Here is a 12,941-nt window from a genome sequence, read left to right as displayed (position 1 = left end):
CGCGCCGCCGCCATTCTTTTGCTCCGGCCGTCAATCTGTCGAAACGTGGCCAGCATTGCCCTCTGGCGAGTAGATGTCGAGGATGTTCCAGTGCCCCGATGTCGGCGTCGGGTTGTTGACCATGGCGACATCGATGACGGTGGGCCGGCCGGAGGCGATGGCGGCCTCCAGCGCCGGCTTGAACGCGTCGGCCGATGTCACCCGCACCCCGTCGCAACCATAGGCGCGCGCGATGGCGGCGTAGTCGGGAGTCTGCTCCTCGGGGGATGCGGCGCGCGGGAAGGTAGTGCCGTGGGTCAGCCCGTAATTCGCCTTCTGCAGCCCGGCGATGGTGCCATAGGCGTTGTTGTTCATGATGATCCAGATCACCGGCGTTTTTTCGGCCTCAGCGGTGGCCAGCATCGCCGGGTTCTGGCCGAAACCGCCATCACCGACGAGGCTGATCACCACGCGGTCGGGGGCGGCGATCTTGGCGCCGATCGCAGCCGGCGGGCCAAACCCCATGGTGGCGAAGCCGCCGGGAATCAGGATCGAGCCGGGCTCGTAGATGTCGAACTGCTGAGCCACCCCGTTCTTGTTCCAGCCGACGTCGGAGGTCAGGATCGCATCCCGCGGCATTGCCGCGCGCAGGTCGGCGAGGATCCGTTCGGGCATCATCGGGAAGGCGTCGGAGCTCTGCATCTCGACATTCTTCTCCGCGAAGGCCCGGCGTTCGGCGGCAATCCGGTCCGCCAGCCCGGGCGCCGCGCGGCCTTGGGGCAGCATGTCGCGCGCCACACGGTTCAACACCTTCAATGCCGATTTCAGATCCGCCACCACGCCGATCTCCGTCGGGTAGTTACGGCCGATCTCCTGCGGCTCGATGTCGATATGGATCAGTCGCGAACCGCCTTCGCCGATGTTGAACGTGTATTCAGGGTACCAGGACGAGCAATCGGCCTCCTTGAAGCGCGTGCCAAGCCCCAGGATCCAGTCGGCGCCGAGCGTCTGCTCGTTGGTGAACTTCATGCCCCAGAAGCCGGTCATGCCAAGCACCAGCGGATGGTCGTCGGGCAGCACCCCCTTGCCCATCAGCGAATGCGCCACGGGGATCTGCATGTGGTCGACGAAATCGCGCAGCTCGTCATAGGCCCGCGCCAGGGCCACGCCGCCGCCGACATAGAGCAGCGGCGACGTGGCGGCGGCGAGACGGGAGATGATCTCGCGCGCGGTCTCTTCGTCAATCGAGGGCTTGGTCAGCGTCTTGGTATTGGCCCGAAGACGCTCCCAGAGTGCGACGTCGATCTCGGCCGAAAAGATATCCATCGGCACGTTGACCAGCACCGGCCCGGGCTGCCCGCTTTCGGCCAGAAGGAATGCCTTTTCCAGGATCTCCGGCAGCAGTTCGGGTGTGTCCACCCGCCAGGCGCGCTTCACGAAGGGCCGGTAGATCTCATACTGGCTGGCATCGCTGTGCAGGTTCACCTCCTGGTGCGGGTGCTTGCCGTAGTAGTAGGACGGCACATCGCCCGCGATCACCACCATCGGGATGCAGTCGAGCGCCGCGTTCGCCACGCCGGTCGCGGCATTGGTGAGGCCGGGCGAGAGATGCGAAAGCAGCACCGAGGCCCTGCCCGTCACCCGCGCATAGCCATCGGCCGCATGCGCCGAAATCTGCTCGTGGCGAACGTTGACGAAACGGATCTTCGAATTCGCCATCGCCGAGAGTACCGCGATATTGGTGTGCCCGCAGAGACCGAACACATGCGCGATGCCGCGCCGCTCCAGGTAACGGACGAGCTGGTTGGAGATCAGGTCGGTCGCCATCACATCACCTCGGTGTTGTAGAATTCACCGAAGAGTTCCTCGTCGGAGGGACGGTCGATGGGGATCGGCCGGGCGACCCAGGTGACGTTCATGTAATGCTTGAGCGAGATGTTCTCGTTCGTGATGTTGCCGCCCCAGATGCCGCAGCCAAGCGAGGAGGTCATAGGCATCCCGTTCTCGAAGCTTCCGGCATTGGCCTTGGATTGCGGCTGGCGCACCATCACGCGGCTGACCGGCGCATTTGCGGCGTGCCGGAGAATACGCTCTTCGTCGAAGCTGTAGATGCCGCAGGAATGGCCCTTGCCGCCGACATCGAAGATCGCGCGCACCATCGCCATCGCCTCGTCGAATTCCCGGAACCTGTAGAGCGCCATCACCACGCAGAGCTTCTCGCCGGAGAACCTGTGCTCGGGGCCAATCTCGTCTTGCTCGACCATGATGAATTTCCGGTCCTCGGGAATCTCGAACCCCGCGATGCCGGCGATGGTCTGGGCGGAGACGGCGACGGTATTGATCGTCCGGCGCCCCTGATCATCCCAAAGCGCCTTCTCCAGCAACGTCTTCTCCGCGGCAGTGCACAAATAACCGCCCTCGTCGACCAGTGCGGCGCGCAGGTCGTCATAGATCTGGTCTGCGATAACGAGGTTTCCGTCGGCCGAGCAGCCGGAGCCGAAATCGGAGGTCTTGGAGATGCGGGAGTTCCGCGCCGCCTCCTGGATGTCGGCGGTCTCGTCGATCACCATCGTCGAGTTGCCCGCGCCCACGCCATAGGCCGGCTTACCGGAGCTGTAGGCCGCCTTGACCATCGGCTTGCCGCCGGTGGCCATGGTCAGGTCGCATTGCTCCATGAGGTATTGCGTCATCGGGATCGAGGGCGTCTCGACGCATTGGAAGATGTCCGCGGGCGCGCCGAGCTTTTTCAGCGTCTCGCGCATCACGCGGACCATCTCGAAGGTGGTCGCCTTGGCGCGCGGGTGCGGCGAGAAGATCACCGCGTCCTTGCACTTGATGGCGTTGATACCGGTCACCGGCGGTGTCAGTTCCGGGTTGGTCGTGGGAATGAGCGAGGCGATGACGCCGGCCGGCTTGGCGATCTTGGTCAGGCCCTTCGCGGGGTCCTCCTCGATCACGCCCACCGATTTCTGCCGCAGGGCGTCGCGCAGAATGCCCAGGACCTTGAACCGCTTACCGCCGCGGCCCGCGCGATCGCCAATGCCGCTTTCGTCCACGCCCATCTGGGCGATGCGCAGAAACGTCTTTTCGTTGCCGCAGTTCCAGCCCAGGGCCTGGGCCAGCCGGTCCACCTGCGCCTGGTCGTAGTCCTTGATCTCGTCCATCGCCTTGCGGGCGCGGGCGAGCATTTCATCGACGGTGGCGATCTCTTCTTCGGTGATGGCGCGTGCCATTTCGTTTCCTCCTGAAATCCGGTGCCGACCATGGGCCGGCTGCGTGTTGCGCCGCGGTCAGACGTCGAAGACGGAGCGGGCCGCCTCGATGCAGTTCCGGGCGTGTTTTTCGGGTCCGAACTCCGCCATCCGCGCCGCATGCGGCAGTTCGATGGACAGCGGCAGATCCGGGAAAAGATAGTTCACCGACCAGAAGTCGATGGCCCCCTCGCCGGGATAGAGCCGGGCATCGCGGGCAATGTGGATCATGTCTTCCTTGGTATAGGCGAGGTCCTCTGCGTCGCAGATATGCAGGAAGTTGATCCACTCCGGCGGCACCCGCTCCAAGGCCAGGAGCGGCGCCTTGTTGAAATGCATGTAAAGCGTATCGACAAGCACGCCCTGATTGCGGCGTTCGGTGCGCTCGAGGATCTCCAGCACCTCCTCCAGCGTCGTCAGGCGCGAGAAGGCGGGGAACTCTAGGTTCACCGTCAGGCCGAATGGCGCGGCGAGATCGCAGATCTCGGCAAATGTCTCGACGATATAGGCACGGTCGTTCCGCACATCGGTCCAGGCCGAACAGATCACCTGAGTCGCACCGAGCGCGGCACCGGCCTCGAAGGCAGGAAGGAACTGCCTCGGATCGAGGTCGCGCACGATGCGCATCAGCTCGATGTCGAAGCATTGCAGCCCGGTGTCGGCCAGCGCCTGCCGGGTCTCGCGGATGATTTGCGGCGAGGTCGGATCGATATCCGGCTCGCCGGCCACGCCGAGATGAAAGAGCCGGTAGCTGACATATTCGTAGCCGGCCTTCGCGGCGATATGGGTCTGCTCCGGCGGCGTGACGCCCGGCACCGTCAGGTAGGAGAGCGAATACTTGTGGCTCATGTGACCTTTTCCTCTGTCCGGTCCCAGGGCGGAGGCGGGACGTGGCTCGTCCGCGCCGGCAGCGTCCGCTCCAGCAGCGCCTCGGCCGCGGCGACCGGTGCGCGCAGCGCCTGCCAGTCAATGCCGGTGTCGAGCCCCATCTGCTCACAGGCAAAGGCCGCATCCTCGGTGGCGATATTTCCTGTGGCCCCGGGCACGAAGGGACAGCCGCCCAGCCCGCCCAACGCCGCGTCAAAGATCCGTACGCCGGCCTGAAGCCCGGCCACCATGTTGGCGAGCCCCAGTCCGCGGGTGTCGTGCAGGTGGAGCGAAAGCTGGACCGCTGGGTCGATCTCGCCGCGCAGCCGCGTGCAGAGGTCGAACACCTGGCGCGGGTTTGCCAGCCCGGCGGTGTCGGCGATGTTGATCTCGCTCACACCGAGCGCCGAAAAACTGCGGGCGATGGCGACGACAGTCCCGGGGTCCACCCGGCCCTCGAATCCGCATCCCAGGGCTGACTGGATCCCGGCGCGCACCGCGACACCTGCGCCGAGCGCCGTTTCGATCGTCGGGACGATGGCCGCGCGGGCCTCGTCGACCGACTTGTTGGTGTTTTTCCTGGAATGGGTTTCGGAAGCGGAAACCGAGATCGACAGGTGCTTCACCCCGACCGCAAGCGCCCGCTCCAGCCCGGCCCGGTTCAGCACAAGCGCGGTATAGACGATTCCCGGCTGCGGCTCGATCCGCTCGAAGAGCGCATCGGTGTCGGCCATCTGTGGCACCCTTTTGGGATGCACGAAGGAGCCGACCTGGATACGCCGCAGGCCCGCGGCCTCCAGCGCGGCGAGAAAGCCGAGCTTCTCGTCGATCGAAAACAGGCGCGACTCGTTCTGCAGGCCATCCCGCAGGAACTCGTCCTCGATCAGCACATCGCCGTGAAAGTCGAACATCGGAGCCTCCCGGCACCCGGGGATCGGCCCATGAGTGCATCTGACGCAACCCTACGTCGGACCAAACGGAATATCGAATACAGAGATTGGTGGTTCGGCAAACACAATGTTAATCTCTTTCGGGAGGGGACGATCCAAATGCTGACGCTAAGGCAGATCGAGGTGATCCGCGCGGTCACTGTCGCGGGCACCGTAAAGGGAGCGGCCGAATTGCTCGGGGTCTCGGCGCCGGGGATCAGCCGGTTGATGAAACATACCGAGAGCCAGCTCGGCATCCGCCTGTTCTCCCGGACACACGGCCGCTATGTCCCGACCGACGAAGCGCGCGACATCTTTTCCCAGGTGACGGCTGTCTTCAAGTCCGTCGAGAACCTGCAATACTCGATCGAGGCGCTCAAGGCCGGGCAGGGCCGGGTCGCGGCCTTCGCGGCGGTTCCCTCGATTGCCCATCACGTGCTCCCGGCGGCCGTGGCGCGCCTTGCGGCCCGGTTTCCGGACCTTCGCATGAGCCTCAACACGATCAAGATCGAGGAGGCCATCGACTATCTGCTGCTGGGGCGCGGCGAGATCGCCCTGCTCAGCTATAAGCTCGATCATCCCGGCCTGACGATGCAGTTGCTCCACGCCGGCCGACTCATGGCGATCTTCCCGACCGGGCACAGGCTTGCTGCAAAGGACCACGTCTCCGTGCAATCTCTTGTGTCCGAACGCCTGATCGGCGTCGGGCTCGACGACCCCTATGGGCGCATCCTGCACGAGCCGTTCCGGCAAAATGGCCTCGACGTCGAATACGCGATTCTCGCCCGCACCGGCGAGATGATCGCCTCTCTTGTCGGTCGTGGCCTCGGCGTCGCGATCATCGACGAGTTCTCGCTCGCCGGACCGTCCCGCTATCCGGGGATCGAGATCCGCCCGATCGCCGAGCCGACCGCGTTCCGGGCCTATGCGGCCTTCAACGCCAACACGCCCCGGTCGGTCTTTGCCGACGCGCTGGTCGAACAGGTGAAAGCGGAAATGAGCGGCGCAACCGCCGCGCGCGCCCGGACTTGATGCACGCCGTCCGCTATCGGACGAGCCTGCGCCACGCCACTCTGTGCCAGGCAAATCTAGCCAGCTGAAACGCGCGGATTGCGTTCTCAGTCCGCACCCGAGGCCAGATCCTGCCGCAGACGATCCTCGTCCAGCGGGAGATCGGAGAAGATCGACCAGGCATGGACGCCCTGAAAGAAGAACAGTTCGTAGCCAGAGATGATCTGCATCCCCTCCGCCGCCGCATCCAGCAGGAAAGCCGTGTCGATCGGCGTGTAGACCGCATCGAATGCCCATTCCTGGCCGCCCATCAGGTCGCGCGGGATAGCGGAGCCGGGATAGCCGACCATGCCCAGCTGCGTGCAGTTGATGAGGCCAGTCGTGTCGCGCGCCATCTCGGCCGGGCTGGCGGACGCCGCCACACGTGTCTCCGTGCCGGCCTCCCGCAGCGCCCGGGCCAGCGTCTCGGCCTTTTCCGCGTCCCGGTCGAACAGACGGATCTCGCTCGCCCCGAGCGTCAGCAGGCCGAAAGTGACCGCGCGCCCGACACCGCCCGCCCCCGCAACGCCGACGACGCCGGGGGCTTTGTCTCCCCGGACCGCCCGGTAGCCGCCGATGAATCCGGTGTAGTCCGTGTTGAACCCGAATGCCGCGCCATCCTCGAACCGGATCGTGTTCACCGCGCCGATGCGGCGAACCTGCGGGTCTTCGATGGTGACCTTGCGGGCCGCGACTTCCTTGTAAGGATAGGTGACATTGATCCCGCGGAACCCGGTCGCGCGACAATCGGCCAGGATCTCGTCGAAGGACTTGCCGAGCTCCGCCGGGACAAGCCGGTCGTATCGAACGTCGAGCCCGTTTTGACGTCCGGCGAGGCGATGCAGCCGTGGTGCCGAGGAGCTGGAGATGTTGTCACCGATGAGTCCCAGTTGAAGATCGGCCATGGCCACGTCCTTGCTTTGGCAGGGCGCGGGCCTGTTGCGACCCGCGATTGGGGAGGAGACAGATTGCACCGGCGGATTCACCGGCACACTGCGGGCACAGGAGAGACGCGGCCGCCGAAGCGCGGTCCGGCCGTCGCAGGCGCTCAGTCCGCGAGGAGCGTTCCGAGGCGGCGCATGGCGAGTTCGTAGCCCTCGATGCCACAGCCGACGATAATGCCGTCCGACCGCATGCTGACATAGGAGTGGTGCCGGAAGGCCTCGCGCTTGTGTACCTGGCTGATATGCACCTCGAAGACCGGTCCTTCGAAGGCGTTCAGCGCATCCAGAATGGCCACCGAGGTATGCGTGAAGGCCCCCGGATTGATCACGATGCCGGCAGCCGCCTCGCGCGCCTCGTGAATCCAGTCGACGATCTGGCCCTCGTGGTTGGATTGAAGCAGCCGCACGTCGAGGCCGAAACCTGCGCCGACCTTGGCACAGTTCCGCTCCACGTCCTCCAGCGTCTCGCGCCCGTAGATTTCGGGCTGGCGCTTGCCGAGCAGGTTGAGGTTCGGTCCATTCAGGACAAAAATGAGCTTAGTCACGATCTCTCTCCTTCGGATCTGCGGAATCTGTATCCCCTCCGGAACGGCATGGCGACTGCCCGATTGCACGCAGTGACAAACCGGATGTTAATTTCGTGGCGCACCGCGCACCCAATCCTCGCCAGAGGCATCTCGCACCCCGGTAGGCCGGCCATAGGGCCACGCACCCGCCGCGCGACCGCGACCCGATCGGCGCGGAACGGTGTCTTCGAGGGATCGATTCCCTGTTCGGGTCGTCGCGCCGCCGGGACCTCGCGGCCCCGGCCGCCCTTCTCCCGCCGTCAGTTGAACGGCGCGGCGCGCTCGATCAGCTCCTCAAGATCCGCCTCGTCCGGGTTCCGCGGCTGGCCCGGATGGATGATGCTGACCTGGCAACTCTCCGCCGCCTCGACAAGCTGGCGGTAGGTGCCGGCGTCCGGATCCTTGATATAGGCCTGCTTGTTATCGTCATAGGCGAAGAGCGCGCTGTTTGTCTGGACACACTCGTTGCAGGTCGTGCAGCGCGGCGTCTCGATCCACGGCGCACCATCCGCCGCTCCCTCCTGCGCCGCCGCGGGTGCCTCGGCCGGGACAGGTGTTTCGGCGACTGGCTCCGGCGTCTCGGCCGCGGGGGTGGACTCTGCGGTCTGCTCGCGTTTCAGGCGGTCTTCCTGCAACAGGCGCAGCGCGTGGGAATTGTTGATCCCAGCCAGTTCCTGCAGGCGCCGCCAGGCGTCGTTGCACCGGCGCACCATCTCCGCGAGCTTGCCCTCGACGGTCACCCGGAAGAGCCGCGCGTCGGGGTCGATTACCGGGATCGCGGGCGCCGAGAAATTGGCCGCCGCCCTCTGCAGCTTCATCCAGTCGCGAACCGTGACCGGCGCCTCCTCGCGCGCCTCGCCGTTTACCGGCTGGAAGAACCGGGCGTAGCGGCTGTCGCAAGCGGCGAAATCGGCAAAGGTGAAGGCGACCTCCTCGCTCTGGCGCTGGCCTTGCGCGTCCTCATAGTCCAGCCGATGCAGCGGCCAGTCGGCCTCGCGCTGCGGGTTGTATGTCAGGTCGAACCGCGCCGCCCAGTCACCACCAGCGGACGGGTCGTAGGTGAAGCTCGGGAAGGCGCGCGATTCGGTGGCCGCCGCCGAGACGATATAGGGCGCGACATCGGGCACGCTCGGCGTCGCGCCGGAGAAGATCGAGAACAGCGCCGGGCCCTCGTATTCCATTCCGCGTTCCAGTTCCGCGTTCATGCCGTGGATATGGGCGGAGGCGCATTGCAGAACGAAGGCGTTGTTCAGCCCGATCGCCATTGTCGCGAGCCGGGCCGTGCCGGCCCCGAAACTGTGCGCGGGCGGCTCCGGCGATGTCGGGCCGAGGAGGTCGTCGACCTGGATCATCACCGTGATCGGCAGGCCACAGGCCAGCGCCTCGTAACTCCGGGCGATCTCGGCCGATTCGGTCTCGCCGTCGCGCAGGCAGACCAGCGCCGAGGGCAGCAGGTTGATCTGCTCGGCCGAAAGGTCGCTCTCGTCGAAGCTCGCGAGGATCCCGTCATGCAACTCCGGGCGATACTTGTGCGCGACCTCGAGTTCGGCCACCGTCAGCGCCTTGGTGAATTCGAGCACGTCCGGCAGGCGCTCCCGATAGGCGTCGAGCGCGGCCGAGCAGGTATCGAAAGTGTAGCTGTAGGGGTCGCGCCGTTCGGCGCAGTTATGCGAGGCGCGGCCCGGGCCGAAGAAGGGTTGGCACCGGAGCACGCCGAGCGCGCCGCGGATACGGTCGACCCGGTCGGCGGGCAGGCGGTCTTCGGGCCGGGCGCGGTGCAGCACCGAGGAGAGCGCGCCAAAATCGATCGCCCCGTTGGCGGTCTCGCCCATTGCCGAGGCCAGCGCGCTCGGACCATGCGCCTCGTCCGACTTCATGTGGTCGGATTTCAGGATGTCCTCGAGCTTCAGGATCAGCCCGTCGACGATCTTGCGGAACCGGTGCGCCTTGGCCGCCTGTTTCGCGTCCCAGGCATGGCGCAGGACCTTGCCCGGCGTCTCGCCATCGCAGCCGATCACCATGCCGTCGAGCGGAAGCGCCTTGCGCGCGGTCTCCAGGTTGTTGTCGAGGGCGCCGAACGGCGCCTCGCCGCTGGTCTCGATCATCTCCGCAGCGACCTCGCGCCAGAGATCGGAGAGCCGTCCCTCCCGGCCGGCAAAGATCCGCGCGCGGATCCCGGCCTCGAGCCGGAGCACTTGGCTCCGAAGCGCCTCGCCGGAGAGATCCGCGGGCGCGACCCGCTTCAGGGTGTCGTCGATGACACGGGAGAGCGGGCGCAGCAGGGGCCGGTCCGCCTTCCGGTCGACGAGGATGAGCGGGTAGTCGTGCCGCAAGTCCTCAAGCGCCCGGTAGCGGGCAAAGAGCGCGGGCCGAAGCGACGGCGTCGCCGGGCCGCTCGGCATAGGTGTGGGGGCAATCGTCTGGTGTTGCATCTGCCTATCTCCCGGCCTCCGCCGTCTCTGCCGGCCAGATGCCGACCTTGTCGAACTCCTCGTTGAGCACCGTCTCGACCAGCGACGGGGTCGAGGGGCGCTCGCCGGCCCGCAGCTCGTCGTAGCAGGGCACTTCGGGGTTCTTGTAGAGAATGCCGACCGGCACCTCGTCGGTCAGCGCCGCCAGCGCCAGGGCACGCGGCATGTCGAGCGGGTCATGCGTCTCCTGCTTCTTGTAGACCCGGGACAGCTCCGGCTTCAGGCGCAGACCGTCCGAATGGGTCAGGATCCGGGTGCGTGCCGGGTCCTGCATCCAGTTGTCGAAATGGTGGTCCATGAAGTTCGGGCAGCGCTGCAGGATGCGGATGAAGGAGAAGCCCTTGTGCTTGTAGGCCATGTGCAGGACCTCGTAGAGCAGCTCCGGAATCCAGTCGACCACCTGGGCCACGAAGGAGACGTTTGAGATGCCTAGCGTCACCGTCAGCGGGTTCAGCGGATTGAGCGCGGCGCCGAAGGGAGTGGTGTTGGTCGTCAGCCCCTTGGGCGAGGTTGGCGAGGCCTGTTTCTTGGTCAGGCCATAGACCTGGTTGTCATGCAGCATGACCACCATGTTCATGTTGTAGCGCACCGCGTGGAGCCAGTGCGCCGCGCCGATCGAACAGTTGTCGCCGTCGCCTGTGGTGACGAAGACCGAGAGGTCGGGGCGGCGGATCTTGATTCCTTCGGCGATCGGCAGCGCGCGGCCATGGATGCCGTGGAAACCATAGGCATTCATGTAATGCGGCAGCCGCGAGGCACAGCCGATGCCCGAGACGCTGACGGTCTTCTCCGGCGGGAGTTGCTCGTCGCGGCAAAGCCGCTGCATCGCCGTCAGGATCGCGTTGTCGCCGCAGCCGGTGCACCAGCGGGGCTCGATCTCGCTCTGGTAGTCGGTCATGCCGTAGTCGGTCTGGACCAACTGCGTCAGGCACTGGGTCATTGTCGCGGTCATTTCACTTCTCCCAGCTTGGCGAGGGCGGCGGCGGTGATCTCACCGGGCTTCAGCGGCTGTCCGCGCGAATTGCCCCAGCAGTCGACATCGACCAGCCAGCGCGAGCGCAGGAGCATCGCCAGATGCGACAGGCGGCGGTTGTCGGGGGTGACGAGCGGGTCCGACAGCGGGTCGTTCCAGTTGTTCTCGATGGTCATCACCTTCTTGAACCGCTTCATCACCGTATCGATGCCCGAGGCCATCGGTTGCAGGAATTTCAGGTGCAGCGAAGAGACCTTGTGCCCCTTGGCACGCAGCCGGTCGACCGCCTCCTGGATCGCGCCGCGGCTCGATCCCCAGCCGATCAACAGGAGGTCGCCCTCCTCGTCGCCGTGGACCGGTTCGAGGCGAAGCGTTGTCTGAAGCGCCGCGAGCTTGCGCGAGCGGTTGAGCAGCCCCTCCTCGTTGGTCGCCGGATCATAGGCCACATGGCTGTCCCGGTCGTGCGCAAGCCCGGTGAGGCAATGCATGCCGTTCGGCTGGCCGGGAATGAAGCGGGTGGCGATGCCGGTGCGCTCGTCCCAGTCATAGGGGTGCGCATCTTCCGGCACTGCGCTCTGGTTGACCGGCGGCGCCAGCCAGTCGGCGCGGAACTCCGGTCGGCGGAAGGGCTGCTGTGCCGTCGCAAGGGCGGCATCCGACAGGATCACCACGACCATGTTGAAGGTCTCGGCGATCTTCCGCGCGGTGATGACCGAGTGGAAACAGTCCTCGATCGAGGACACCGCCATCACCACCTTCGGTGCGTCGCCATGGGTACCGAACATCGCGGCCATAAGGTCGCCCTGCTCCACCTTGGTCGGCAGGCCGGTCGAGGGTCCGCCGCGCTGTACGTCGATGACGACGAGCGGAATCTCCGACATCACCGCGAGGCCGAGTGCCTCTTGTTTGAGCGAGAGGCCGGGGCCGGAGGTGATCGTCACCGCGCATTTGCCGGCATAGGAGGCGCCGATGGCAAAGCAGCAGGCGGAGATCTCGTCCTCCGCCTGGTGCACGACGCAGCCCACCTTCTCGAAGATCGCCGAGAGGTAGTGGCTCGCGGAGGTCGCCGGCGTGATCGGATACATCGCGCAGACTTCCATGCCCGAGGCCACCGTGCCGAGCGCCAGCGCGGCGTTGCCGTTCATCACCACCTGCGGTTCGGTCACCGGCGGCGCCGGGATCCGGTAGGCGATGTCGAGGTTTTCCTCGGCCCAGGCGCGGCCCGCATCGAGCAGCTCGATGTTGGCGTTGATGATCCGCTGGTCCTTCTTGGCGAAGATGTAGCGGACCTGCGCCCGAGCCGCCTCCTCGTCAAGCGAGTAGATGGCGCAGAGCATGCCGAGCGCGAACATGTTTTTGCCCTTGCGCGGATCGGGAATGAACTTCAGGCATTCCTTGCCCATCGGCACTTCGTAGAGCTTGTAGCCCTTCGCGCGCACATCGGCGCAGACCTTCAGGTAGGAGGCGACGATGCCGGGATGCATGTCCTCCTGCCAGCCGCTCTCGATCAGGATCGTCGCGCCCGGCTTGATCTCGCCGGCATTGAGCCGGCCGAGCAGCACCTGCTCGTTGAAGGCGACCACGAGGTCGGCCTGGTCGCCGATATTGGTCACCGGGCCGGCCGCCATGCGTACGCGGTTGCCGGAGGCACCGGCCACCGAGCGCGGCGGCGGCTGGATCTCGGCGGGGATGATCTCCACCGTCCAGATCCCCATACCCGAGCGCGCCGCGATCGCCGCCAGCGACTGGCCGCAGCGCTGCGCGCCTTCGCCCGAGTCGCTCACGATCTCGACGATATGTTCCTGAAGCACCTCCGCCGGGCGCGACCGCGCCGGCCGTCCTGCGTCACCCTCGTCTGCCCGGGGGTCGGCGACTGCTTCCATGCTGTCTGAGGTCATTGTCCTGCCTCGC

General features: G+C 66.0%; 10 protein-coding genes. 1 reads left to right on the top strand and 9 read right to left on the bottom strand.

What is annotated here, in order from left to right:
* Positions 1-30: 30 nt before the first annotated feature.
* The 4 genes from EU800_RS18425 to EU800_RS18410 are packed head-to-tail and all read right to left on the bottom strand — an operon-like array spanning position 31 to position 5,008.
* Complete coding sequence (locus EU800_RS18425) at positions 31-1,806, bottom strand: thiamine pyrophosphate-binding protein (RefSeq protein WP_129634495.1); 1,776 nt, start codon at positions 1,804-1,806, stop codon at positions 31-33.
* A complete protein-coding gene (locus tag EU800_RS18420; protein ID WP_129634494.1) occupies positions 1,806-3,212 on the bottom strand; it encodes an aldehyde dehydrogenase family protein in 1,407 nt (468 codons plus the stop codon). Before EU800_RS18420 ends, EU800_RS18425 begins: the two co-directional genes overlap by 1 nt.
* 57 nt (positions 3,213-3,269) lie before the next feature.
* On the bottom strand, positions 3,270-4,079 hold the full coding sequence (locus EU800_RS18415; protein ID WP_129634493.1) for a sugar phosphate isomerase/epimerase: 810 nt from the start codon (positions 4,077-4,079) through the stop codon (positions 3,270-3,272).
* On the bottom strand, positions 4,076-5,008 hold the full coding sequence (locus EU800_RS18410) for a hydroxymethylglutaryl-CoA lyase (protein ID WP_129634492.1): 933 nt from the start codon (positions 5,006-5,008) through the stop codon (positions 4,076-4,078). Before EU800_RS18410 ends, EU800_RS18415 begins: the two co-directional genes overlap by 4 nt.
* 138 nt (positions 5,009-5,146) lie before the next feature.
* Here EU800_RS18410 and EU800_RS18405 point away from each other — a divergent pair, with 138 nt between their 5' ends.
* Entirely contained in the window at positions 5,147-6,058 is a 912-nt protein-coding gene (locus EU800_RS18405; RefSeq protein ID WP_165354724.1) for a LysR family transcriptional regulator, read from the top strand.
* Between the two features lie 86 nt (positions 6,059-6,144).
* On the opposite strand, the gene EU800_RS18400 is transcribed toward EU800_RS18405, so the two are convergent.
* The 5 genes from EU800_RS18400 to EU800_RS18380 form a co-directional block, all read right to left on the bottom strand.
* Positions 6,145-6,981 carry a shikimate dehydrogenase gene (locus EU800_RS18400; protein WP_129634490.1) on the bottom strand — a complete coding sequence of 279 codons (837 nt, stop codon included), beginning with the start codon at positions 6,979-6,981 and terminating at the stop codon, positions 6,145-6,147.
* Positions 6,982-7,124: 143 nt separating this feature from the next.
* Positions 7,125-7,565, bottom strand: a complete 441-nt coding sequence (gene aroQ, locus EU800_RS18395; protein ID WP_129634489.1) for a type II 3-dehydroquinate dehydratase — start codon at positions 7,563-7,565, stop codon at positions 7,125-7,127.
* Positions 7,566-7,846: 281 nt separating this feature from the next.
* On the bottom strand, positions 7,847-10,018 hold the full coding sequence (locus tag EU800_RS18390; protein WP_129634488.1) for a ferredoxin: 2,172 nt from the start codon (positions 10,016-10,018) through the stop codon (positions 7,847-7,849).
* A 4-nt stretch (positions 10,019-10,022) separates the two neighbouring features.
* Positions 10,023-11,009: a thiamine pyrophosphate-dependent enzyme gene (locus EU800_RS18385; protein WP_129634487.1), complete on the bottom strand. Its 987-nt coding sequence runs from the start codon at positions 11,007-11,009 to the stop codon at positions 10,023-10,025.
* Positions 11,006-12,928, bottom strand: a complete 1,923-nt coding sequence (locus tag EU800_RS18380) for a 2-oxoacid:acceptor oxidoreductase subunit alpha (RefSeq protein ID WP_207209936.1) — start codon at positions 12,926-12,928, stop codon at positions 11,006-11,008. The genes EU800_RS18385 and EU800_RS18380 overlap by 4 nt, the downstream gene beginning before the upstream one ends.
* Positions 12,929-12,941 lie beyond the last annotated feature (13 nt).

Origin of the sequence: Tropicimonas sp. IMCC6043 (assembly GCF_004146235.1) — a bacterium.
Classification (GTDB): Bacteria; Pseudomonadota; Alphaproteobacteria; order Rhodobacterales; family Rhodobacteraceae; genus Tropicimonas.
This window is presented reverse-complemented; position numbering and strand designations above follow the sequence as displayed.

Bases quoted from the DNA above. Each gene is read 5' to 3' on its own strand.
- EU800_RS18425 (WP_129634495.1), bottom strand. From the start codon at position 1,806: ATGGCGACCGACCTGATCTCCAACCAGCTCGTCCGTTACCTGGAGCGG.
- EU800_RS18420 (WP_129634494.1), bottom strand. From the start codon at position 3,212: ATGGCACGCGCCATCACCGAAGAAGAGATCGCCACCGTCGATGAAATG.
- EU800_RS18415 (WP_129634493.1), bottom strand. From the start codon at position 4,079: ATGAGCCACAAGTATTCGCTCTCCTACCTGACGGTGCCGGGCGTCACG.
- EU800_RS18410 (WP_129634492.1), bottom strand. From the start codon at position 5,008: ATGTTCGACTTTCACGGCGATGTGCTGATCGAGGACGAGTTCCTGCGG.
- EU800_RS18405 (WP_165354724.1), top strand. From the start codon at position 5,147: ATGCTGACGCTAAGGCAGATCGAGGTGATCCGCGCGGTCACTGTCGCG.
- EU800_RS18400 (WP_129634490.1), bottom strand. From the start codon at position 6,981: ATGGCCGATCTTCAACTGGGACTCATCGGTGACAACATCTCCAGCTCC.
- EU800_RS18390 (WP_129634488.1), bottom strand. From the start codon at position 10,018: ATGCAACACCAGACGATTGCCCCCACACCTATGCCGAGCGGCCCGGCG.
- EU800_RS18385 (WP_129634487.1), bottom strand. From the start codon at position 11,009: ATGACCGCGACAATGACCCAGTGCCTGACGCAGTTGGTCCAGACCGAC.
- EU800_RS18380 (WP_207209936.1), bottom strand. From the start codon at position 12,928: ATGACCTCAGACAGCATGGAAGCAGTCGCCGACCCCCGGGCAGACGAG.